General features: G+C 67.8%; 24 protein-coding genes and 1 tRNA gene. 13 read left to right on the forward strand and 12 right to left on the reverse strand.

Annotated features, from left to right (window positions below; translation table 11 throughout):
- The first annotated feature begins 1 nt into the window (after position 1).
- The 4 genes from FGX59_RS24780 (at position 2) to FGX59_RS24795 (ending at position 3,109) form a co-directional block, all read left to right on the forward strand.
- Positions 2-1,300: an amino acid ABC transporter permease gene (locus tag FGX59_RS24780; protein WP_138469815.1), complete on the forward strand. Its 1,299-nt coding sequence runs from the start codon at positions 2-4 to the stop codon at positions 1,298-1,300.
- A 10-nt stretch (positions 1,301-1,310) separates the two neighbouring features.
- Positions 1,311-2,096 carry an amino acid ABC transporter ATP-binding protein gene (locus FGX59_RS24785; protein ID WP_138469816.1) on the forward strand — a complete coding sequence of 262 codons (786 nt, stop codon included), beginning with the start codon at positions 1,311-1,313 and terminating at the stop codon, positions 2,094-2,096.
- Between the two features lie 157 nt (positions 2,097-2,253).
- Positions 2,254-2,625: a hypothetical protein gene (locus FGX59_RS24790; RefSeq protein ID WP_138469817.1), complete on the forward strand. Its 372-nt coding sequence runs from the start codon at positions 2,254-2,256 to the stop codon at positions 2,623-2,625.
- 115 nt (positions 2,626-2,740) lie between these two features.
- Complete coding sequence (locus tag FGX59_RS24795; protein ID WP_138469818.1) at positions 2,741-3,109, forward strand: 2Fe-2S iron-sulfur cluster binding domain-containing protein; 369 nt, start codon at positions 2,741-2,743, stop codon at positions 3,107-3,109.
- Between the two features lie 35 nt (positions 3,110-3,144).
- Here the strand turns inward: FGX59_RS24795 and FGX59_RS24800 are convergent, their stop codons facing one another.
- Positions 3,145-3,648, reverse strand: coding sequence for a histidine phosphatase family protein (locus FGX59_RS24800; RefSeq protein ID WP_138469819.1), 504 nt, complete (start codon positions 3,646-3,648; stop codon positions 3,145-3,147).
- A 78-nt stretch (positions 3,649-3,726) separates the two neighbouring features.
- The gene (argB, locus tag FGX59_RS24805; RefSeq protein WP_138469820.1) at positions 3,727-4,593 is read right to left on the reverse strand and encodes an acetylglutamate kinase; all 867 of its coding nucleotides are present in this window, start codon (positions 4,591-4,593) and stop codon (positions 3,727-3,729) included.
- 116 nt (positions 4,594-4,709) lie between these two features.
- On the opposite strand from argB, the gene FGX59_RS24810 reads away from it, so the two are divergent.
- From FGX59_RS24810 to FGX59_RS24820, 3 genes are all read left to right on the forward strand, one after another.
- Positions 4,710-5,441, forward strand: a complete 732-nt coding sequence (locus FGX59_RS24810; RefSeq protein WP_138469821.1) for an SDR family oxidoreductase — start codon at positions 4,710-4,712, stop codon at positions 5,439-5,441.
- 96 nt (positions 5,442-5,537) lie between these two features.
- On the forward strand, positions 5,538-6,314 hold the full coding sequence (locus FGX59_RS24815; protein WP_138469822.1) for a mannosyl-3-phosphoglycerate phosphatase: 777 nt from the start codon (positions 5,538-5,540) through the stop codon (positions 6,312-6,314).
- 1 nt (position 6,315) lies between these two features.
- Complete coding sequence (locus FGX59_RS24820) at positions 6,316-7,554, forward strand: glycosyl transferase (protein WP_138469823.1); 1,239 nt, start codon at positions 6,316-6,318, stop codon at positions 7,552-7,554.
- 16 nt (positions 7,555-7,570) lie between these two features.
- On the opposite strand, the gene yihA is transcribed toward FGX59_RS24820, so the two are convergent.
- The 3 genes from yihA to yidC form a co-directional block, all read right to left on the reverse strand.
- On the reverse strand, positions 7,571-8,227 hold the full coding sequence (gene yihA / locus FGX59_RS24825) for a ribosome biogenesis GTP-binding protein YihA/YsxC (RefSeq protein ID WP_138469824.1): 657 nt from the start codon (positions 8,225-8,227) through the stop codon (positions 7,571-7,573).
- A 169-nt stretch (positions 8,228-8,396) separates the two neighbouring features.
- Entirely contained in the window at positions 8,397-9,137 is a 741-nt protein-coding gene (locus FGX59_RS24830; RefSeq protein ID WP_138469825.1) for an MOSC domain-containing protein, read from the reverse strand.
- Complete coding sequence (yidC, locus tag FGX59_RS24835; protein WP_138469826.1) at positions 9,134-10,939, reverse strand: membrane protein insertase YidC; 1,806 nt, start codon at positions 10,937-10,939, stop codon at positions 9,134-9,136. Before yidC ends, FGX59_RS24830 begins: the two co-directional genes overlap by 4 nt.
- Positions 10,940-12,236: 1,297 nt before the next feature.
- Here yidC and FGX59_RS24840 point away from each other — a divergent pair.
- Positions 12,237-12,452, forward strand: a complete 216-nt coding sequence (locus tag FGX59_RS24840; RefSeq protein WP_138469827.1) for a hypothetical protein — start codon at positions 12,237-12,239, stop codon at positions 12,450-12,452.
- Positions 12,453-12,650: 198 nt separating this feature from the next.
- Here the strand turns inward: FGX59_RS24840 and FGX59_RS24845 are convergent, their stop codons facing one another.
- From FGX59_RS24845 to rpmH, 5 genes are all read right to left on the reverse strand, one after another.
- Positions 12,651-14,186 (reverse strand): bifunctional diguanylate cyclase/phosphodiesterase, encoded by a 1,536-nt coding sequence (locus FGX59_RS24845; RefSeq protein WP_138469828.1) that lies wholly within the window; start codon positions 14,184-14,186, stop codon positions 12,651-12,653.
- A gap of 50 nt (positions 14,187-14,236) precedes the next feature.
- Positions 14,237-15,118: a tRNA 2-thiocytidine(32) synthetase TtcA gene (ttcA, locus tag FGX59_RS24850; protein WP_138469829.1), complete on the reverse strand. Its 882-nt coding sequence runs from the start codon at positions 15,116-15,118 to the stop codon at positions 14,237-14,239.
- 102 nt (positions 15,119-15,220) lie between these two features.
- On the reverse strand, positions 15,221-15,445 hold the full coding sequence (yidD, locus tag FGX59_RS24855; RefSeq protein ID WP_138469830.1) for a membrane protein insertion efficiency factor YidD: 225 nt from the start codon (positions 15,443-15,445) through the stop codon (positions 15,221-15,223).
- Positions 15,442-15,831, reverse strand: a complete 390-nt coding sequence (gene rnpA, locus FGX59_RS24860) for a ribonuclease P protein component (protein WP_138469831.1) — start codon at positions 15,829-15,831, stop codon at positions 15,442-15,444. Before rnpA ends, yidD begins: the two co-directional genes overlap by 4 nt.
- Positions 15,832-15,852: 21 nt before the next feature.
- A complete protein-coding gene (gene rpmH, locus FGX59_RS24865; protein WP_108258245.1) occupies positions 15,853-15,987 on the reverse strand; it encodes a 50S ribosomal protein L34 in 135 nt (44 codons plus the stop codon).
- A 245-nt stretch (positions 15,988-16,232) separates the two neighbouring features.
- Between rpmH and FGX59_RS24870 the strand changes: the two genes are divergently transcribed.
- The 4 genes from FGX59_RS24870 (at position 16,233) to FGX59_RS24885 (ending at position 19,791) form a co-directional block, all read left to right on the forward strand.
- Entirely contained in the window at positions 16,233-16,844 is a 612-nt protein-coding gene (locus FGX59_RS24870) for a hypothetical protein (RefSeq protein WP_138469832.1), read from the forward strand.
- Positions 16,844-18,250: an NAD(P)/FAD-dependent oxidoreductase gene (locus FGX59_RS24875; RefSeq protein ID WP_138469833.1), complete on the forward strand. Its 1,407-nt coding sequence runs from the start codon at positions 16,844-16,846 to the stop codon at positions 18,248-18,250. Before FGX59_RS24870 ends, FGX59_RS24875 begins: the two co-directional genes overlap by 1 nt.
- A gap of 7 nt (positions 18,251-18,257) precedes the next feature.
- The gene (locus FGX59_RS24880; RefSeq protein WP_138469834.1) at positions 18,258-19,664 is read left to right on the forward strand and encodes a HAMP domain-containing sensor histidine kinase; all 1,407 of its coding nucleotides are present in this window, start codon (positions 18,258-18,260) and stop codon (positions 19,662-19,664) included.
- A 50-nt stretch (positions 19,665-19,714) separates the two neighbouring features.
- Positions 19,715-19,791 (forward strand) — tRNA-Arg (locus tag FGX59_RS24885).
- Between the two features lie 241 nt (positions 19,792-20,032).
- On the opposite strand, the gene FGX59_RS24890 is transcribed toward FGX59_RS24885, so the two are convergent.
- Complete coding sequence (locus FGX59_RS24890; protein WP_138469835.1) at positions 20,033-20,728, reverse strand: helix-turn-helix domain-containing protein; 696 nt, start codon at positions 20,726-20,728, stop codon at positions 20,033-20,035.
- Between the two features lie 74 nt (positions 20,729-20,802).
- On the opposite strand from FGX59_RS24890, the gene FGX59_RS24895 reads away from it, so the two are divergent.
- On the forward strand, positions 20,803-21,870 hold the full coding sequence (locus FGX59_RS24895) for a hypothetical protein (RefSeq protein WP_138469836.1): 1,068 nt from the start codon (positions 20,803-20,805) through the stop codon (positions 21,868-21,870).
- A gap of 115 nt (positions 21,871-21,985) precedes the next feature.
- Here the strand turns inward: FGX59_RS24895 and FGX59_RS24900 are convergent, their stop codons facing one another.
- The gene (locus tag FGX59_RS24900; protein WP_138469837.1) at positions 21,986-22,276 is read right to left on the reverse strand and encodes a DNA-binding transcriptional regulator; all 291 of its coding nucleotides are present in this window, start codon (positions 22,274-22,276) and stop codon (positions 21,986-21,988) included.
- Positions 22,277-22,555 lie beyond the last annotated feature (279 nt).

The following is a 22,555-nucleotide window of genomic DNA, read 5'->3' on the forward strand; positions in this document are numbered from 1 at the left end:
CATGGAAGTCAAACCCTATGTCCGCACCGCCATGCTGGACGGCAAGCCCGCGCCGGTGACCTCCTCGGGTCCGGCGGGCTGGCTGAAGAAGAACCTCTTCGACGGGCCCTGGAACACGGCGGCGACGCTGGTGGCGCTCGTCGTGGTGTTCCTGCTGCTGTCGCATCTGCTGCCCTGGGTGTTCCAGTCGGTCTGGAATGCCGAGAACCTGGCCGAATGCCGCGAGATCATCGACGCCACCTGGGGACCGGAGCATTCCGGCGCCTGCTGGGCGGTGATCCACGACCGCTACCTGCAGCTGATCTACGGCTTCTACCCCTGGGACTTCCTGTGGCGGCCGAACCTGACCTTCGCGATGATGCTGGTGGCGATCGCGCCGGTGCTCTTCACCCAGCTGCCGCGCAAGATGCTGATCTTCTCGTGCCTCTTCCCCTTCATCGGCGCCTGGCTGCTCTGGGGCGGCTCGATCTGGCAGCCGGTGATGGTGCTGGCGGGCTTCGGCATCGGCGCCGCCGCCTTCCGCTATCTCGCCAAGGTCAACCGCATCCTGTCGATCGCCGCGGCGATCGTGCTGCCGGTGATCTGGTGGGTCTTCGTGATGGAGACGGTGGTCCACGGCCTGCATGCGGTGATCCCGCTGGGGCTGGAGCCGGTGCAGTCGAACCAGTTCGGCGGCTTCATGGTCTCGATCATCATCGGCCTGACGGCGATCACCTGCTCGCTGCCGCTGGGCATCATGCTGGCGCTGGGACGGCAGACCGAGCTGTTCATCGTGCGGACCTTCTCGGTGGGCTTCATCGAGTTCATCCGCGGCGTGCCGCTGATCACGCTGCTGTTCGTCGCCTCGACGCTCTTGAACTACTTCATGCCGCCGGGGACGAATTTCGACCTGATCGTGCGGGTGATCATCATGGCGACGCTGTTCTCCTCGGCCTATATCGCCGAGGTGGTCCGCGGCGGGCTCGCGGCGCTGCCCAAGGGCCAGTACGAGGCGGCAGACAGCCTCGGGCTCGACTACTGGCAGGCGCAGCAGCTCATCATCATGCCGCAGGCGCTGAAGATCGCCATCCCGGGGATCGTCTCGACCTTCATCGGCCTCTTCAAGGACACGACGCTGGTCTCGATCATCGGCATCCTCGACCCGATCGGCCTGTCGAACGCGATCCGCGCCGACAGTGCCTGGAACGGCATCTACTGGGAGCTGTTCGCCTTCATCGGGTTCGTCTTCTTCATCTTCTGCTTCTCGATGTCCCGGTACTCCATGTACCTGGAACGCAAGCTCAATACCGGCCACCGCTAAGGAGAGCCACATGACCGACACAGCCGTGAACACCGCCCCTGCCGGCATGACCGTCTCTGACGAGGTGGCCATCGAAATCCGCAACATGAACAAGTGGTACGGCCAGTTCCACGTTCTGCGCGACATCGACCTGACCGTCTACCGCGGCGAGCGGATCGTGATCTGCGGGCCCTCGGGCTCGGGCAAGTCCACCATGATCCGCTGCATCAACGCGCTCGAGGAGCACCAGGAGGGCAAGATCACCGTCGACGGCACGGTGCTCAGCTCGGATCTGAAGAACATCGACAAGATCCGCTCCGAGGTCGGCATGTGCTTCCAGCACTTCAACCTCTTCCCGCACCTGACTATCCTGGAGAACTGCACGCTCGCCCCGATCTGGGTTCGCAAGATCCCGAAGAAGGAAGCGATCGACACCGCGATGCACTACCTGGAGAAGGTGAAGATCCCCGACCAGGCCAACAAGTATCCCGGCCAGCTCTCCGGCGGGCAGCAGCAGCGCGTCGCCATCGCGCGCAGCCTGTGCATGCGGCCGAAGATCATGCTCTTCGACGAGCCGACCTCGGCGCTCGATCCCGAGATGATCAAGGAGGTGCTCGACACCATGATCCAGCTCGCCGAAGAGGGCATGACCATGCTCTGCGTCACCCACGAGATGGGATTTGCCCAGGCAGTGGCGAACCGGGTGATCTTCATGGATGCGGGCCAGATCGTCGAGCAGAACGAGCCGAAGGCCTTCTTCAACAACCCGCAGAGCGAGCGCACCAAGCTGTTCCTCAGCCAGATCCTCGGGCACTGAGCCCTTTGCAGGGCGCGGGCCCAGCCTGCGCCCTGCCGTCCCGTCCGGGGACGCCTGCCATGCGGAAATCACGGTCTCCCGGCAGCGAAAGATCGACCGGACACGGCCGAAACGCTCTAGGATGGTTGCGATCTTCCCCAATCCGAGGAGCGCAGCCATGAATGTCTTCCCCTTCTCCGCCATCTTCCGCGCGCCGCTTTCGGGCGATGTCGCGCAATCCATCGCGCCGGAATTCGACGGCATCGCCGGCGTGCCCGAGATCGAGCAGCGCGTCGTCCGCGAGGTGGCGAGCTATGGCACCCAGCTCGGCATGCTGCTCGACGCCGTCGAGGCGCTGGCCGAGCATGTCCCGGCGCTGGCGGCGGATCCGCGGGTGGCCCGCGCGCTGGAGCTGAAGGGGCAGATCGCCGAGGTGAAGGCAGAGGAGGCGGGCAGCCTGCAGGCAAGGGCCGAGCGGCTGCTGGCCAGCCTGCACCGGGTCAGCCCGGCGGGCCATGCCGCGCTGATGGAGGCGGAAAGGACCCGCTAGAGTGTCGCCTTCGCGACAAAGCGGCGGGCGCGAAAGGGCGGTTTCCCCGGGTTCGGGCCTTGGCCCGGCCCGTGCTCGGACAAGGCGTGCGCGCACCCTTGAAAAGGAACCACCCATGGCAAACGTGACCTTCTCGTCTCCGATCATGCATCAGGACAAGACCGTCTATGCTGTCGCAGGCAATACCGCCACCATCCTGAATGTCGCCAAGGAGAACCGGATCCCGATCCCGTTCGAATGCGAGAACGGCGATTGCGGCTCCTGCGTGATCGAAGTCGAGTACTACGATGACAGCAACAAGATGAGCCTTGCCTTCACCGAAAAGGAAAAGGCGCGGCTGAAGGAGCTCGGGCTCCTGACCGACGCGGATATCGAGAATGCCGAAGTGAATGACATGCCGCCGAAATACCGGCTGGCCTGCCAGTACATCGCCCGGCACGAAGACATCCGCATCACCTTCACCGGCGAGCCGGGCGGAGCCTGACCCACGGCGCGGGGCAGGTTCGCCTGCCCTCCGCCTCAGGGATGGCCGGGCAGGTCGCGGGGCACGAAGAACCCGGCCAGCCGCGCCCGGCCATTCTCCAGCGCGGCCCAGTCGTCGACCTCGGCGATCAGCGTCGCGCCGGTCGGGTAGATGCCGAATTTCGGATGGGCCGGCGCCTCCGGGAGCAGCCGGTGCGCCAGCGCGCCGATGCCGGGATTATGGCCGATCATCGCCACCACGCGGCCGGTCGCGCCCTGCAGCACCGACAGCATCGTCTCGGGCGAGGCGTGATAGAGCGCGGGCAGGATCTGCGGCGCCGCCGCGCCCGGAAGCTCCGAGGCGATCCCGGCCCAGGTCTCCTGCGTGCGCCGCGCGGAGGAGCAGAGCACCTCGTCGGGCACCAGGCTGCGCCGTGCCAGCTCCATCCCGACCAGCGGCGCCGCCGCGTGGCCGCGGGCATTCAGCGGCCGGTCGTGGTCGCTCAGATCCTCGTGCGACCAGTCGGATTTGGCATGGCGGGCGAGGATCAGCAGGGGCATGGGCGGGGCTTTCGGTGCGGAAATCTAGGCGCGGTGTTAGGCGGTGCCCGCTTGCATGGCAAGCACCGCGCAGGCAGCTCAGCCGCGGCGGATCATCGAGCCGACGCCGTGATCGGTGAAGAGCTCCAGCAGGCAGGCATTCGGCACGCGCCCGTCGAGGATCACCGCCGCGCGCACGCCGCGGGCGAGCGCGTCGAGCGCGGTCTCGGTCTTCGGGATCATCCCGCCGGCGATCACGCCCGAATCGGTCATCTCGCGGATCTGCGTCGCGGTCAGCTCGGTCATCACGTCGCCGGCCGCGTTCTTGACGCCCGCCACGTCCGTCAGCAGCAGCAGCCGCCGCGCCTGCAGCGCGCCCGCGATCGCCCCGGCCGCCGTGTCGCCGTTCACGTTCATCGTCCTGCCGTCGCGGCTGACGCCCAGGGGCGCGATCACCGGGATCAGCTCGCCCGCGGTCAGCGTTTCCAGCAGGCGGGTGTCGACCGTGTCGGGCGTGCCGACCAGGCCGAGCGCCGGATCGGTCTCGGTGCAGACCATCAGGTTGGCATCCTTGCCGGAAATGCCCACCGCGCGGCCGCCCTGGTCGTTGATCGCCTGCACGACGCGCTTGTTGATCAGCCCCGAGAGCACCATCTCGACCACTTCGACCGTGGCCTCGTCGGTGACGCGCTTGCCGTTGACGAATTCCGACTGGATGTCGAGCCGCTTGAGCATCGAGTTGATCATCGGGCCGCCGCCATGGACGATCACCGGATGCACGCCGACCTGCCGCATCAGCACGATGTCGCGGGCAAATTCCTCCATCGCCTCGTCCGAGCCCATGGCGTGGCCGCCGAGCTTGATGACGATGGTCGCGCCCTCGTAGCGCTGCAGGTAGGGCAGGGCCTCGGAGAGGGTCTTGGCGGTTGCGATCCAGTCGCGGGTCTGGGACATCTGTTTCTTCATCTCGCGCACCTCGGGGGACGGCTTGTCCTAATCCGTCGCGCCGGATCACTCAAGGGCAGCTTTCCTTGGCGCCCCGGGCGCCCTAGATTGCGTCTGTAACGAGAAAAGGACGTGCCATGTCAGCCCAGAAGACCCTGCTCCTGACCGGGGCCAGCCGCGGGATCGGCCATGCCACCGTCAAGCGCTTCTCCGCGGAAGGCTGGCGGGTGCTGACCTGCTCGCGCCAGCCCTTCGACGCGCGCTGCCCCTGGCCGGGTGGCGAGGAGAACCACATCCAGATCGACCTTGGCGATCCGCAGAGCACGATCGACGCGATCGAGACGATCCGCGGCAAGATCGACGGGCGGCTCGACGCGCTGGTCAACAATGCCGGCATCTCGCCCAAGACCGAAGAGGGCGGCCGGCTGAACACGCTGGAGACCGACCTGCGCACCTGGGGAAAGGTGTTCCACGTCAACTTCTTCGCGCCGATCGTTCTGGCCCGCGGGCTGAAGGACGAGCTCTCCGCCGCCCGCGGCGCGGTGGTCAATGTCACCTCGATCGCCGGGACCAAGGTCCATCCCTTCGCCGGCGCGGCCTATGCGACTTCGAAAGCGGCGCTGAAGGCGCTGACCCGAGAGATGGCGCATGACTTCGGTCCGATGGGGGTGCGGGTGAACGCCATCGCCCCGGGCGAGATCGAGACCTCGATCCTCAGCCCCGGCACCGAGAAGATCGTCGAGACCCTGCCGCTGCGCCGGCTCGGCCAGCCCTCCGAGGTGGCCGACGTGATCTTCTTCCTCTGCTCGCCGGAATCCTCCTACGTGACCGGCACGGAAATCGAGGTGAACGCGGGACAGCATGTCTGAGCATTGCTGCAATGCAGCACTTGGCAGCGCTACCAATTTCGTGTTCCCTGAGCCTGCCGGCCGAGCCTGCCGGCGGCAACATATCGGAATATCACGCTGACCTGGCTCGTTTTCACCGATCTCGACGGGACGCTCCTCGACCATGCCACCTATGACTGGTCCCCGGCGCGTCCCGCCCTGGCGCGGCTCGGCGCGCTCGGCATCCCGCTGATCCTGGCAAGCTCGAAGACCGCCGCGGAGATCGCGCCGCTGCATGAGGCGCTCGGCCTCGGGGATGCGCCGGCCATCGTCGAGAACGGCGCCGGGCTCTACGAGCCGGGCGCGGCGGCGGGCGAGGGCGAGGGCTACCGGCGGCTGCGCTGGCTGCTCGACGAACTGCCGCCCAGGCTGCGGGCGCCGTTCTGCGGCTTCGGCGACATGACAGATGCCCAGGTCGCGGCGATCACCGGGCTTTCCCCCGAGGCCGCGGCGCTGGCACGGCAGCGGCATTTCTCCGAGCCGGGGCTCTGGCAGGGAACCGCGGAGGACCGGGCGGCGTTCCTCGATGCGCTTTCCGAACTTGGCATCGCCGCGCGCTCCGGCGGGCGCTTCCTGACGCTGTCCTTCGGCGCGACCAAGGCCGGGCGGATGGCCGAGATCGCCGCGCGCTACGGCGCGGAGACGGTGATTGCGCTCGGCGACGCGCCGAATGACCGCGAGATGCTGGAGGCGGCGACCTGCGGGGTCGTCATCCGCAACGATCACGGCCCCGGCCTGCCGGAGCTCGACGGCGAGGCCGCGGGCCGCATCCGGCGCAGCGCGCTGCCCGGGCCCGAAGGCTGGAATGCCGCAATCCTAGACCTGACCGCGGGCCTCGTGCCGCAGGAGAGCTGACATGGCTGACTTTCACCAGAACGGCAACATCGCGCAGTTCCACAATCTCAGGTCCCGCCCGCTCGAGGAGATGATCTACGAGATCGAGGCCTATGCGCAGACCCGCCGGATCAGCCTGATCCTGCCCTCGCTCTATTCCGAGCTGGAGGGCCCGGCCCTGGCCAATATCCTCGCCGAGCTGTCGAAGGTCCGCTACCTGCACCGGATCATCGTCGGGCTCGACCGCGCCGACGAGCGCCAGTACCGCATGGCGCGCGACTTCTTCTCGCGGCTGCCGCAGAACCACGTCGTCATCTGGAACAACTCGCCCCGGATGCTGGCGATCGAGGCGCGGCTGGCCGCGCTCGGCCTGGCGCCGCCGGAACCGGGCAAGGGCAAGAATGTCTGGACGTCGATGGGCTACCTGATCGCCTGCGCCGACTCGGCGGTGATGGCGACGCATGACTGCGATATCGTCACCTACGACCAGGAGATGCTGGCGCGGCTGGTCTATCCGGTGGCCAATCCGAACTTCCCCTACCAGCTGTCCAAGGGCTTCTATCCGCGGATCGGCGACGGCAAGCTGAACGGGCGGGTGACGCGGCTGCTGGTCTCGCCCCTGCTGATCGCGCTGAAGAAGGTGATCGGCGACCGCGACTACATCGACTACCTGCGCAGCTTCCGCTACCCGCTCTCGGGGGAATTCGCGCTCAGGACCGGGACCCTGCCCGACCTGCGCATCCCCTCGGACTGGGGGCTGGAGATCGGCGTGCTGTCCGAGGCCTGGCGCAATCTCGGCCCCGGCGCCGTCTGCCAGGTGGAGATCGCCGACGGCTACGACCACAAGCACCAGGATGTCAGCACCGAAGAGGCCAATGACGGGCTGAACCGGATGTCGACCGATATCTGCAAGGCGATCTTCCGCAAGCTGGCGGTCGACGGCACGGTTTTCACCACCGACACGTTCCGCACGCTGAAGGCCACCTACTACCGCCGCGCGCTCGACATGGTCGAGGTCTACGCCCATGACGCCAAGATGAACGGGCTGACGCTGGACCGCCACCGCGAGGAGCTGACGGTCGAGCTCTTCGCCGAGAACATCACCCGGGCCGGGCAGATCTTCCTGGAAAGCCCGCATGGCAGCCCGTCGATGCCGAACTGGAGCCGCGTCTATGCCGCCGATTCCGCGCTGATGTCGGATCTGAAGGCGGCCGTGGCGGCGGACGAGACGGAATTCCCGCCGATCGACTTCGCGATGTAGACGGCGGCGCGCCGGCTCAGTCCTCCAGCAGCCCCGCGATGGTGCTGCGCAGGGTGGGAATGCCCTCGCCCTTCTCCGAGGAGGTCAGGATCAGCTCGGGATAGGCGGCCGGGTGCTTCGACAGCGCCTTGGCCACCTGCTCCAGCAGCTTCGGATATTCGCTGGTCTTGATCTTGTCGGCCTTGGTCAGCACCACCTGGAAGGTCACGGCCGAGCGGTCGAGCAGCTTCAGGATCTCCTCGTCGACCTTCTTCACCCCGTGGCGGCTGTCGATCAGCACGAAGGCGCGGCGCAGCGTCGGGCGGCCGGAGAGGTAGCTTTTCATCAGCTCCTGCCATTTCGCCACCGTCGCGACGGGGGCATTGGCGAAGCCGTAGCCGGGCAGGTCGACCAGGTAGAGCGCGTCGCGCTCGAAATAGTTGATCTCCTGGGTGCGGCCGGGCGTGTTCGAGGCCCGCGCCAGGCCCTTGCGCCCGGTCAGCGCGTTGATCAGCGAGGACTTGCCCACATTCGAGCGCCCGGCGAAGCAGATCTCCAGCCGGTCGGCGGGGGGCAGGCCGGACATCGCGACCACGCCCTTCACGAAGGTCGTCTCTCCGGCAAAGAGCTTGCGCCCGGTCTCGCGGGCGATGTCGTCGGGCTCTTCGGCCAGAGGGAAGGGGAGCTGCGTCATCGGGCGGCCTCCTGGGCGTCGGTCTCGGCGCCCTGATCGGCCGCCTGGTTGGGGGGAACTTCTCCACCACCCGCGCGCGGCGCGCAAGGGGCGGGGGCGGGCGGACAAAGGAAAACCGGCCGATGCGGGGCATGCGGCCGGTGTTTCGTGGCGCGGAACGGGGGCCGGCTCAGAGCAGCACGGCGGCATCCCCGACCGAGATCTCGCCGGCCGAGACCACGCGGGCATAGACGCCGAAATCGCGATGGCCCCAATTCGCCTTCAGCGCGGGCAGGATGTCGAGATCGCGCTGGCCGCTTTCGGGGTTGGAATGGGTCGCCAGGCAGCGGGTGTTGCGCTCGGCGATTTCCAGGACGGCCGAGCCGATGGCGAGGCGCCGCCCGACCCAGTCCCATTCCTCCCAGGCCTCCGCCCCCTCGATCCACAGGTTGCCGCGGAAGCGGCGCATGTCGAGCGCGGGCACCCCGAGCGCATGGGCCAGCGCGCGCAGCGAGGCGAGGTTCAGCACCGAGACCGACGGGTAGTCCATGTCGGACATGCCCTCTTTCGGCGCCTTCACCAGCTTCACCGGGCGCGGCATGCCCTCGGGCCAGAGATCGGCGACCCAGTCGATCAGCTTCTGCGGCTCGGTCTCCGGATCGAAGCTGAGCGGGGTCTTCTTCGGATGGCGCAGGTCGATCCCCTGCGCCGTCACCGTGGCCGAGACCGCCATCAGCGACGGGCCATTGGCGCCGCGCAGGAAGGAGCTGCATTTCTGCCAGCCCCCGGTCTCCTCGGCGCCGTCGCGCAGCACCGCCCATGCGCGGTCCCCGGAAACGGGAAGACCCGGCTCAAGATGAGCCGAGTCCAGTGCTTCCGTGCCGATCCCCTTGATCGGGTGCCGCCAGATATGGGCGAGGCTGAGGGTCATTCGGCGTCCTTCTTCTTCTTCCGCCATTTGAACCCGGCCTTGATGTTGCCGAAGATGTCCGGCTTGTACCCGTGGCGCCGCATGATCGTGTACTGCTGGATGAAGGTCAGCGTGTTGTTGGTGATCCAGTAGAGCACCAGGCCGCTGGCGAAGTTGCCCAGCATGAACATGAAGACCCAGGGCATCCAGGCGAAGATCATCTGCTGCGTCGGGTCGGCGGGCGCCGGATTCAGCTTCTGCTGCAGCCACATCGAGATGCCCAGCAGGATCGGCAGGATGCCGAGCGACAGGATCGCGAAGAAGCTTGCCGGATCGGGCGTGCCCCAGGGCATCAGGCCGAACAGGTTCAGGATCGACGAGGGATCGGGCGCCGAGAGGTCGCGGATCCAGCCCAGCCAGGGCGCGTGCCGCAGTTCCAGCGTGACGAAGATCACCTTGTAGAGCGAGAAGAAGATCGGGATCTGCATCAGGATGGGCAGGCAGCCCGCCGCAGGATTGACCTTCTCCTTCTTGTAGAGGGCCATCATCTCCTGCTGCATCTTCATGCGGTCGTCGCCGGCCTTCTCCTTGATCTTCTCCATCTCCGGCTGGAGTTCCTTCATCTTCGCCATGGAAGCGTAGGACTTGTAGGCCAGCGGGAAGAGCAGGACCTTGAGGATGAAGGTCAGCACGATGATCGACCAGCCCATGTTGCCGATGATGGCGTGCAGGTGGTGGAGGATCCAGAAGATCGGCTTGGTCAGGAAGAAGAACCAGCCCCAGTCGATCGAGTCGAGGAAGCGGTCGACGCCGCCGCGCTGGTAGTCGCGGATGGTCTCCCATTCCTTCGCCCCGGCGAAGAGCTGGGTGGTGACTTCCTGGGTCTGGCCGGGCTCGACCGTGACGGTCGGCAGCCGGGCTTCGGTCTGGTAGATGTCCGCGCTGGGGATGTATTTCGCGACCGAGGTGAAGGCATCGCCCTGGGTCGGGATCAGCGTGGTCATCCAGTACTTGTCGGTGAAGCCGATCCAGCCGCGGTCGGTGACGTCGATGACCGAGGCGGGCGCGCCCTCGCGGCCGACGGTCTCCAGGTCGGGCATCTTGGCGTACTTGATCTCTTCCAGCGCGCCGTCGCTCATCCGCACCACGCCTTCGTGGAGGATGAAGAACTTCTTGGTCTGCGGTTCGCCATGGCGCGCGACCAGGCCGTAGGGGGCCAGGCGCTGCGCGCTGTCCGAGGCGTTCTCGACGCTCTGGGTGACGGTGAACATGAACTTGTCATCGACCGAGAAGGTCCGGCGGAAGATCATGCCGGCGCCGTTGTCCCAGGCCAGGGTGACGGGGCTGCCCGGGGCGAGGGTCTCGCCGCTTTCCACCGTCCAGGGCGTGGTCGCGCCGGGAACCTGGTCGAAGCCCAGCTCGCCGCCCGGGGCCCAGCCGTAGAGCGCGTAATACGCCTGCGGCTTGCCGACCGGCGAGAGCAGGTTGACCAGCGGGCTGGTCGGGTCGAGCGTCTCGCGGTAGTTGCGCAGCGACAGGTCGTCGATCCGGCCGCCGGCCAGCGAGATGGACCCGGTCAGGCTGGGCGTGTCGATCTCGATGCGGGCGGAGTCGGCAACGGCCTCGGCGGCGGCGTCGACGCGCTGGCTGGCGACCGGGCTCTCGACGCCCGGCGGCACGGCGGCGGTGCTGCCGTCGCTCTGCTCGGCGACCGGGGTCTCGGTCTGCGGCGTCTCCTGTGGCGGGAACAGGAAAAACCAGCCCATCAGGACGACAAAGGACAGGACCGTTGCCAGTATCAGGTTCTTGTTTTGATCATCCATCGAAAACGCAGCCTTCGGGGTTACCAGGTTGGGCCGGTTCAACAGGCGGGAGGTGGAAAGGTCAAGCGGATATAGGCAAAACGCCCGGAAACCGGGCGCTCCGGCCGGTGCTGCGGCGCATCTGCGAGCGCCTTCGTCCTCCCGCTGGGCAACCGGCGCGGAGGGCGAAAATCCGTCCGGCTGCGGAGCTTACCGCCCCGCTGCGCCGCCGCTGCGCCGCGGCATCGCCCGGCGCCGCCCCTGCGGCCCCGGATCCCCGCTCTCCGATGCGCCCATGGCCCTCCGGCCGCCCGCAATTTTTCTTCGCGCGGGGGCCTTCGCCGTGTCGGTGCCCGGACCTGAACGGCACTCCGCTGGCGGTGCCGCCGGCTGCCCGGGACACGGGCTGCAAAGGGCCGCGATCCCGCCCTGCGTCCAGGTGCCCGTGACCCCGGGGCTCTCCGGAAATGCACGGCTTGCCCTGGCCCCGCTGCCACGGCTTGGCCAGCAGCAGCGGCGAGGCGGTTCGCGCATGCAGCGCGGCAGGCGCGCCCGGACCCCGGGCCTTCAATTCACCCGTTTCCCGTCATGGTCCGGCCCGCGCGCCGCCATCTCCGCGGCGCCCTTTCTCAGGCGTCGCACGGGGACATGTGCGGCCCCTCTCCTGGACCTGATCGTCCCGGAGGGATGCGTTCTGCCGCATGACGAGAGGGCGGGCGGTGGGCCTATGCGGAACAAGCTCCAAGTGGCCCGGCGGCGCTGCCGGTCGCGCACATTCGCGGCGGCAGGCAAGTCCCTGCACCCGCTGCTCCGGTGGCGCGCCTTCCCCTGCCCGTCTTCCCGGCGGGCCCGGCGTTCGGCCCGGGCTCTGCAGCCGGATGGCGATGCCTTCCGATTCCGGGCCGGTTGATGTCGTCGGCCTTGCTGCACTTTTGCCGGGGGCGGCCCCGAGTGCTCCGGTCCGCCCCGGCGACCGCGATCCTGGCCCGTGCGCAGGCCGTGCCACTGCGGTTGTTTTCCGTTGCGTGGCACGTCTCTGCGAAGCCATGTCCACAGAGGGGCCGCTGCGCGGCGTTTCCCTGTGGCCGCGACGGCCCGCCCAGTGATTGCCATGTCTCCGAATGCAGGCCTCACACGGGCCCAGCCAGGGCAACGATCAGGCGGTACCCGGCATTGGCAAGACCCTGAACACCATGGCCAATTGCCCGCGGGTGCCGGGCAGGCTCGGCGATCTCCGGCGCGTCCGGGCCGGGAGCAGCCCCCGGGTCTTCCCAGGGCTGCCCTTGCGCTCCTCAATCGCCCCGGTCTTCCCTGTCTCTTGGAACTGGAACTGGAACTGGAACTGGAACTGGAACTGGAACTGGAACTGGAACTGGAACTGGAACTGGAGCTGGAACCGGAACTGGAACTGGAACCGGAAGCACGAGCCGCGCGCAGGCTGTCCTTCGGAGGGCAATGGCGCGGTACTTATGCCAGGGACGCTGGTCGGAGCGGGATATGGCGGAGTCGCGGACGGCCCGGCCTGCGCTGCTGAGAAGAGGAAGCCCGGAGAGGGAAGAAGCTCCAGAGTGCTGCCCCGCTGGTGCCGCAACCACGGCAAGCGCGGCAGCGATGTGCCTGTCGAGATCATCAGCCGCGTCCGTCGAAGCGGTCTCATGTGTCCTGCCCACACCGTGCCCGGCGCAGCGCGCAGAGGGAAAGATGGGTAGCGGGGGCGGCTGGCCGAGGGCGGTCAGCCTGTCTTGCGGCCGATTTCGGGCGGGGCGACCAGTTTCGCGCTGTGCTCGGCGAGCCAGGCGATGGTCTCTTCGAAGGGCATGGGGCGGCCGATGCCGTAGCCCTGGACATGGCCGCAGCCGAGCTGGGCCAGCATCGTGTGCTCTCCTAGGGTCTCGACGCCCTCGGCCAGCGAGTCGAGCTCCAGCCGTTCCGCCATGGTCAGGATCGCCGCCACCATCCGCTGCTGTTCGCGGTCCTCGTCGACGCGCATCACGAAGGAGCGGTCGATCTTCAGCCGGCTGACGGTGAAGCGGCGGATATTGGTGATCGAGGAATGGCCGGTGCCGAAATCGTCCAGGTCAATGCGGCAGCCGAGCCGCGAGAGGCCCGAGATGTTGCGGCTGACCGTGTCGTCGGCGCTTTCGGAGATCACGTTTTCAAGGACTTCCACCGTCAGCCGGTCGGGCGCCAGGCTGAAGCGGTCGAGCTCCCAGGCGATGCGGTCGAGCAGCGTCGGATTGCGCAGCTCGTCGAGCGAGAAATTGACGCCGACGGTCGGCACCTCCACCTGCGCGCGGTCCCAGGCCTTCAGCGCCGAGAGGCTGTTGTAAAGGACGGTTTCGCCCAGCTGTTCCAGCAGGCCGGCGGCCTCCATCGCGGGCAGGAATTCCGCGGGCGGGATCATGCCGCGTTCCGGATGCGACCAGCGGGCCAGGGCCTCGAACCCGGTGACCCGGCCGGTATCTGTGCTGATCTGCGGCTGGAACCAGGGCCGGATCTGGCCGTTTGCCAGCGCCTCGCGCACCTCGTCGATCAGCTTCGACTGGCTGACGCGGCGGCGGTGCATCTCTGCCGAATAGGCGCGGACGGAGCCCGGGCCGCGCCCCTGGGCCTCGCGCAGCGCGGCCTCGGCGGTCTCGACCAGGCTATGGCCGGTCGCGTCGGGCACCCGGTCGGGCTGGCTGAAGCCCGCGGAGATGGAGACATGCAGCTGCGTGCCGTCGAGCAGCACCGGCTCCGCCACCGCTTTCTGCAGCCGCGCGCAGATCTGCAGCAGCGATTCGAGATCGGCGCGGGCGGTGGGCGTCAGCAGGACGCCGAAGATGCCGTCGCCGAGACTCGCCACGGTGTCGGTGCGGCGCAACCCGCCCTGCAGCCGCTGGGCCACCTGCGTCAGGATGAGGTCGGCCGCGCGCAGGCCCAGGCGGCTGCGCATCAGGCTGAAATCATCGATGGCGAAGAGGATGCAGGCCGTGGTCCGGCCGCTTTCGAGACTGTCGCGCAGGATCGCCTCTGCCGCGGCCTCGATCTGGGTGCGCTTCAGGTCGAAGGGGCTCTGCCAGCTGCGCGGCAGGGCCGCCCCGGCCGGGCGCGCCAGGAGCCGCAGCGCCGCGGCGAGAGGAACGCCGATGGCCACGCAGTAGAGCCCGGGTTCTCCCAGAAGCCAGAATCCCGCCAGCGTGAGCGCCGGGACCGCAACCAGGAGGCCGGGCAGGGTCATTGCCTCGGACCGCCAGTCCCGCCGCAAGCCGGGCAGTTGCCAGTTCATGTTCTCCATCCATCCCTTCGGTGCCGCATGGGCAGCCTAGGTGCTGGATGTCATTCAAGCGTTAACCGGGGCACGCCAGATTGCGCGGAATCTTCCGAGAATTCGCCGGTTCTGCGCTCCAACCCCATGAAATCGAAGATCTTCGGGTCGAGGAGATGCGAGGGGCGGGTGTTCATCAAGGCGCGGAACATCTTCTGCCGGCGGCCCGGGGCGTTCTTTTCCCAGCCGTCGAGAATCGCCTTCACCTGCTGGCGCTGCAGCCCGTCCTGGCTGCCGCAGAGGTCGCAGGGGATGATCGGATAGTTCATCGCCCGGGCAAAGCGCTCGCAATCGGCCTCGGCGACATGGGCGAGCGGGCGGTAGACGAAGAGGTCGCCTTCCTCGTTCACCAGCTTCGGCGGCATGGTCGCCAGGCGCGAGCCGTGGAAGAGGTTCATGAAGAACGTCTCGAGGATGTCGTCGCGGTGATGGCCGAGCACGACGGCCGAGCAGCCCTCCTCGCGCGCGATGCGGTAGAGGTTGCCGCGGCGCAGGCGCGAGCAGAGCGCGCAATAGGTCCGCCCGGCCGGCACCTTGTCCATGACGATGGAATAGGTGTCCTGGTATTCGATCCGGTGCGGAACCCCCATCTTTTCAAGGAATTCCGGCAGGACGGTGGCGGGAAAGCCCGGCTGGCCCTGGTCGAGGTTGCAGGCCAGGATCTCCACCGGCAGCAGCCCGCGCCATTGCAGCTCGTGCAGCACGGCAAGCAGGGTGTAGCTGTCCTTGCCGCCCGAGAGGCAGACCAGCCAGCGGGCGCCGCGCTCCACCATGCCGTACTGCTCGATCGCCTCGCGGGTGTCGCGCACGATCCGCTTGCGGAGCTTCTTGAACTCCGTGGTCGAGGGCGCGCCCTTGAAGAGCGGATGGATGTCGTCGGCGTCGTCGAACATGGCAGGGCCTTCGGTCTTGGGGCCTTGGACAGGCGGCGGCACGGCGTGGTGCCGTCCGGAAACAGGATAGGCCCTCCGCGCGGAGCGGGAAAGGCCGCGGGCTCACGGATCGGGAACGTTGTCGATGCCCGAGCCGCCCCAGGGATGGCAGCGCAGAATCCGCCGGACCGTCAGCCAGCCGCCCTTCAGCGCGCCGTGCTTCTCCAGCGCCTCGAGCGCGTAGGCCGAGCAGGTCGGCTGGAAGCGGCAGCCATGGCCGACCCAGGGCGACCAGAGCAGCCGGTAGGCCCGCACCGGCAGCGCCAGCACATGGGCCAGCGGCGTCACCGCTTCTGCTCCCGCGGACGGTGCACCTTCTCGAGCGCGCGCGCGAGGTCGCGCAGCATCGCCTCGTAGGGATGCACCGCGGTCGCGCCGGGGCGGCCGATCAGGACATAGTCCCAGCCGGGCCGGCCGAGACGTGGCAGCACTTCGGCGGCAACGGCCCGCAGGCGCCGCTTCGCGCGGTTGCGCGCGACGGCATTGCCGACCTTCTTGGAACAGGTATAGCCCACACGCACCAAGCCCGCCGCGGAGTCGTCATTCCGCTGGCGGGCCTGTAGGGTGAAGGCATCCGTATGTGCACGCCCGGCACGGGCTGCACGCAGGAAGTCAGCGCGCTTCCGCAGGATCTGCGGACGCGGCAAGGATGGTCCGCTGGGCGCCTCTGTCATCAAAGGACCGCCCGGCAGTCATCAGGCGCAGAGCGACTTGCGGCCGCGAAGGCGGCGAGCGTTCAGGATCTTGCGGCCGGCCTTGGTGGCCATGCGCGCGCGGAAACCGTGACGGCGCTTGCGCACCAGGTTGGACGGCTGGAAAGTGCGTTTCATGAGTTCTACTCCGGCAAGGCCCCGCAGCAGGCGGCGCCGAATTCTTATGAGACGCCGCCCATAAGCGGTTCGCGGCAGCGAGTCAATTGCCGCGAAGGGGATTCTGCCGCATTTGGGCAACAGAACCGCGGATCTGCCGCTTTCCGCACGGTCACCGGGCATCAAGGCGCCGTGACATGGCTGTCATGTGGCTGCGCGGGGCCTCCGTGCTAGGATAGCCATGGGGGCGAAAGGATGCCAGACCCGTGACACGACACGCCGTATCCCGCGCTGCGCCGAGGCGCCTGCCGCTGATTCTGCCGCTGAGCGGCGGGGCGGGGCTGGCGAGCGATGCGCCGGATGCCGGCAGCCTGGCCACACGTCGCCGCACGCCGCTGCGATGGCGTGACCGCCATGTTCCGGCCGCAGCTGCGGGGGCCGTCCTTCTCTATATGCATGCCGCCGCGGGCCCCGGTGCCATGGTGGCGCCGCGGAACGGCAGCTTCTTCCATGCCTCTGCTGCGACGCCGGGCGCCTGCGCCATCTTCCTGGCGGCTGCTCCGGGCCTCCGCGCGCGGCAGGCAGCCCCGGAGCGGCGGGTCAGGGCCGACATTTGCGCCAGCCAGCGGCAGCGGCCGTTCTCCGCCCGGGTGAGTCCGGTTCGTCCCTTCCTCGCGCCGGATCCGGTGCCGGCTGGCCTGCCGCGCCCGCGCTTTGCCGCCTGCACTGCGCTTGGCCGCCGTCCAGGGCTGCCAGGGCATGCCTGGCTCGGCGGGATATTCACCGGCAGCAGGACACCGGATCCGCGGCCGTTCTTCGCGCCGCGTCCCCTTCTGCCGCCTGGTCCGGCGGCGTCGCGCATGCGGGAGGCGGCGTGATGGAGCGGATCGGCTGCGATGTCTGCGTGATCGGAGCCGGCTCGGGCGGGCTCTCCTTCGCGGCGGGGGCGGCGCAGATGGGCGCCGATGTGGTGCTGGTCGAGCGCGGCGAGATGGGCGGCGACTGCCTCAACTATGGCTGCGTGCCCTCGAAGGCGCTGCTGGCGGCGGCGAAGCTGGCCCAGGCGCACAGGACCGGCGGCATGGGCGTGGCGCCCGGCATGGCCGAGATCGACTTCGCCGCGGTGAAGGACCATGTCGCGGCGGTGATCGCTCAGATCGCGCCGCATGACAGCCAGGAGCGGTTCGAGGGGCTGGGCGTGCGGGTGATCCGCGAGAGCGCCGCCTTCGTCTCGCCGCGGGCGCTGCGGGCGGGCGGGACCGGGATCACGGCGCGCCGCTTTGTCATCGCCACCGGATCGCGGCCGCGCCTGCCGGATCTGCCGGGGCTGGCGGAGGCCGCGCCGCTGACCAACGAGACGGTCTTCGCGCTGCGCGACTGCCCGTCCCATCTGATGATTCTCGGCGGCGGGCCGGTCGGGATGGAGATGGCGCAGGCGCATCGGCGGCTGGGCGCCGAGGTGACGCTGATCGCCCGCAGCCGGGTGCTGCCGCGCGAGGACCCCGAGCTGGCCGAACCGGTCCGCGCGGCGCTTCTGGCCGAGGGCGTGCGGATTCTCGAGGATATGGCGGTGCGCCGTGTCCGTCCGGGGCCGGTGCTTGAGCTGGCGGACGGGAGCGAGATCGCGGGATCGCATCTGCTCTGCGCGACCGGGCGGCTGCCCAATATCGAGGATCTGGCGCTGGAGCGTGCGGGAATCGAGACCACGGCCGCGGGGATCGCGGTCGATGCCGGGCTGCGCACGACGAACCGGCGCGCCTATGCCATCGGCGACGTGGCGGGGCAGGGGAAATTCACCCATCTGGCCGGCTACCATGCCGGGGTGGCGATCCGGCCGGTGCTCTTCGGCCTGCCGGCCAGGGCCCGAACCGCGCATGTGCCGCGCGTCACCTATACCTCGCCCGAGCTGGCGCAGATCGGAATGACCGAGGCCGAGGCCCGCGCAGCGCATGGGCCCCGGCTGGAGGTGATCCGGGTGCCCTATGCCGGCAATGACAGGGCGCAGGCCATGGGGCAGGGGACGGGGCTGCTGAAGCTGATGGCCGTCCGCGGCCGCGCCGTCGGGGTCGGCATCGCGGGCGAGTCGGCGGGCGAACTGATCGCCCCCTGGGCGATGGCGGCGGCGCAGGGGCTGAAATTGAAGGCAGTGACGTCGATGGTCCTGCCCTATCCGACCCTTTCAGAACTTAACAAACGCGCCGCGGGCGCCTATTTCTCCCCCAGACTGTTTGACAATCCGGCCGTTAAGCGCGTTGTTCGCCTGATCCAGCGAGTGATCCCCTGATCTGAAAATGTCGTTCCTCAACTCCCTTTCCGGCCGCTTCCTGGTCCTCACGGTCATCTTCGTGATGCTGGCCGAGATCCTGATCTTCGTCCCTTCGGTGGCGCGCTACCGCGAGGACTACCTTCTGGCGCGGCTCGAGCGGGCGCAGATCGCCTCTCTGGCGCTGCTGGCCGATGACGCGCTCGACCAGGATCTGGAGAAGGAGCTCCTGCAGAATGCCGGCGTCTTCAACGTGGTGCTGCGGCGCGACGAGATGCGCCAGCTGATGCTGTCCTCGCCGATCCCGGCGCCGGTCTCGGAGACTTTCGATCTGCGCGACCCTTCGGTGCTCAGCCTGATCCGCGACGCGCTGCGCTCGATTCTCGACGACAGCGACTCGATCATCCGGGTGATCGGCGCGCCGACCCAGGATGCCGGGCTGCTGATCGAGGTCACGATGGAATCGAAGCCGCTGCGCGCGGCGATGCTGGATTACGGCGAGCGGATCCTGGTCCTCTCGGCGATGATCTCGGCGGTGACGGCGGCGCTGCTCTTCTTCGCGGTTCGCCGGATTCTCGTCGTGCCGATCCGCAAGGTGGTCGCCCATATGCAGAGCTATGCCGACGCGCCCGAGGACGTGCGGCGGATCATCGAGCCCAATGCCTCGCTGACCGAGCTGCGCGCCGCCGAGGACGCGCTGCAGTCGATGCAGCAGCACCTGACCGCGGCGCTGAAGCAGAAGGACCGGCTGGCGCAGCTCGGCGGCGCGGTGGCCAAGGTCAGCCACGACCTGCGCAACATCCTGACCTCGGCCCAGCTTTTCGCCGACAGCATGGAGAAGAGCGACGATCCGCGGATCCAGCGGATCGCGCCCAAGCTGGTCGGCTCGATCTCCCGGGCGGTCAATCTCTGCGAGGCGACCCTGGCCTTCGGCCGTGCCGAGGAGCCGCCGCCCAGCCTGACGCGGATCGCGGTCTGCGGGCTGATCGAGGACGTGCTGGAGGGCGAACGGCTGGCAGCGGACGGCCAGGCCTGCCGGCTGGAGGCGGAGGCGCCGCAGGGGATGATCCTGCGCTGCGACCCCGAGCAGATGTACCGCGTCCTCGGCAACCTGGTGCGCAACGCCCGCCAGGCGATCACCGCCACCGGCGGCGAGGGCAGCGTGACCGTGCGCGCCAGCGAGACCGAGGAGGCCTGGATGATCGCGGTCGCAGATACCGGGCCGGGGCTGCCGCCGAAGGCGCGCGAGCATCTCTTCACGCCGTTCCAGGGCGGTGCGCGCAAGGGCGGCTCGGGTCTGGGCCTCGCCATCGCCTCGGAGCTGGTGCGCGGCCATGGCGGCCGGCTGGAGCTGACCCGCACGGATGCCAGCGGCACGGTCTTCACGATCTGGCTGCCGAAATCGGAAATTTTGCAAAATTCGCCTTCAGCGTGATTTTTCCGCTTGCAGCCACCCGTCGCTCACTTTAGGACGCACTCCACAAGGCGCTGGTAGCTCAGTTGGATAGAGTACTTGACTACGAATCAAGGGGTCGGGGGTTCGAATCCTCCCCAGCGCGCCATTTCCTCCGTGTGGGGTGTCAAGCAAAGCTGACTTTACTGTCAGTTTTCTGACCTAGCAGGCGGGATCTCCCGGAAGGGAGATGGCGTTGCCCAGCTGAGCATCAGATGGCGACATCAGGCGGGTCCTGATCGTCGGCTTCTCCGCCGGACGCGCTTCCTCCGGATCTTTCCTTATAAATCTGGTTCAGGCCTTCCCGAACTGCCCCTCGCCGTCGCGCGGGCCCGGGCGGTCGCCGGGGCCTATCCTTGGGCGGATTTTCTCTTCAGCAGGTGCCGGGCGATCTTCAGCAGGGGCAGCTCTGCGGTGAAAGACGAGAACAGCAGCAGGATCACCCCGGCAGAGGCGAGGAAGATCCAGTCGGTTCCGCCGCTCTCGAAGCCTGAGGGAAGCCCGAGCGCCAGGGCCACATGCTTCATCGTGAAATACGTCGTCGCGGCCAGATAGGCGCAGTCGCGAATCTTCAGGGCCACCTGCCCCACCGGTGAATAGTTTCTCAGCCTGAATTCCCGTCCTTCATGCCGGAGGCCCTTCCAGAAGCTTTCCGCCGCCGCTGTGCGGGCATGAGGGACCGGCGAAAGATCCGCGCTGCCAAGCCCCAGCCTGGCAGCCAGCGCTCCACCGGGGAGCGGGTCGACGCGGAAGCGCTGAATGAAGGCGATCCGCGTGCGCAGCGGCAGCGCGCGCTCGCCCCGTTCGTACCGGCGCAGCGCCCGCTCGGACAGGTCGAGCGCCTCGGCAAGCTGCGACTGGCTCATCCCGGTGTCCTCGCGGAGCGCACGCAGGCTGGCCGCGCCAACCTGCCTTGCAATCGAGTCGTGGTCTTCAGGCTCAGCGGGCATGGGGCGCGATCCCGGAACTGCGGAGTCGAGGGGGGACTCAGGAACCTTAGCCGGGAAAGCGTGCGCGCGCCTAGGAAAACAAGGCGAACGGACCATTCGGTCCGCCCGGACCAAATGGTCCGGTCATATTTTTATTCTGTGGCAATGGCTTGCGTTGTTGGCGCTGCCAGATGGAGTTCCTTAGCTGGGAACGAATCCGGCTGCCCTTGCTCTTCCGGAATCTGGAGATCGCCTCGATGCGCACCCCGACGAAAGCAGATTTGGACGCCCACGAGCGTTTGAAGGCGGAACTCAGAATCCGGGGAACGTCACTGGCGCAGATATCGCGAGAACTTGGAGTCAGTGAACTACACGATGAAGCCGCAGAAGCGGATTCTGGGCAGGCCATCGCCCGATGTGCAGCGCATCTCGTTCGATACCGCCCGCAGGCAGTCGGGCTCGGCATGATGCTGCTGAAGCGGCTGATCGGCCATGTCGATCAGTTGTCAGAGGAAGAGGCCGGAGCGCTGACGGAGACAACCCCCGGCCAGCTGGACCGCGCGCTTGCGTTCTGGAGAGGCTTGCTCAATCTCAAGTCGGCGGCTGAGAGGTTGCAGATCCTGCCCGTACAGGTGAAATCCCTGATCCACAACGGATTGCTACGCTCCACCAGATTCGGAACCGCCCTCAGATATGTCCATGAGGAGGATATCGAGCGTCTTCTCGCGCAGGTGGCCGCGCTGCCGGAGCCACCGGCGACCGAAGCAGTCCTGCCGCTCCGCCGCCATTGCCGGAACCATCGCATCGGACTGGTCCGGCTGATTACGCTCTGGCAGAAGGGCGAGTTCGAAGGACTGGTCCGCCACGGCGAGGGGGCAGGGCTGCAGGCAATCCACGTGCTCCAGCAGGCAGATGCTGGAGAGGGCGGCGCGCCAGCGCCTGGGAGGGACCTGACGCTTCCGGAGACCGCCAGCTACCTGTCGATCGGCATCGCTTCGGTGAGGGCGCTGAGGGATACGGGCTATCTCCGGCATGAGAAATGCCTGAACGCGGACACCAACCATCACCATACACTCATCACCTGGCGGAGCATATGCGAGTTCGAAGAGCGTTTCCTGACTCTCGGGCAACTCGCGAAGGCCTCGAAAGTTGCGCCGATGCATCTGGCGCGGCAGCTGGACCGGACCGGAGTGCCGACAGTTCCATGCGGCAGCCTGCACGTCCGCGCATACGAGCGGGTGCATGTGGGGCGGCGCTAGCCGTGGCTAAGCGCAGACCGCCGGGACAGGCCGGCATGAACGAAGTCGCGAAAGCCGGATCACTCGCGGTTTGCCCGTCATTCGTTTTCGATGCCGATCCGGAGATTCCGGCATCCTACCGACGCGTGGACAGCACCTGTGCAACGACCTCGGGCTCGGCTTCGATCAGGCGCAACAGGAGACAGGCGGCGCGTTCCGGCCGCCGTCTGCCCTGTTCCCAATCGCGGATTGTGCTGAGCGGAAGTCCGTAGCGCTGTGCGAAGCGGCCCTGCGACAGGTTCTGCGCCTTGCGGATGGTCCGCACGTCGGGCTGGTCCGGTTCGAAGACCGCAGTGGGCTCTGCAGCACCCTCCGCAATTGCCAAGGCCTCCTTGGCGCTTTCCACCAGCTCTGCTCCCAGCTTCATGACCTCTTCTCCGGCTTGGCCTTCCCATGGAGCCACGCTACGGCATTGCCGTAGGTCAGCCAACAGGTCGTTGCATGGCACCCGGATCAGATGGCCGCTCGTTGCGCAGCAATCACCCAGCGCAGCGACCAGCCGAAATGCCTTGTCCGCAGATCGACGCGCAACGCAGCTTCTCCATGGCGGTTCGGCCTTGTTGCACAAATCGGGGGCTGAGCGCGGTTCCCCTTTCCCCGGACGGACTTATCCTACGGCCACAGTGACGGGTATGCCGAGCGCGGT

The sequence above is a fragment of the Poseidonocella sp. HB161398 genome (assembly GCF_005870025.1).
Taxonomy (GTDB): domain Bacteria; phylum Pseudomonadota; class Alphaproteobacteria; order Rhodobacterales; family Rhodobacteraceae; genus Mangrovicoccus.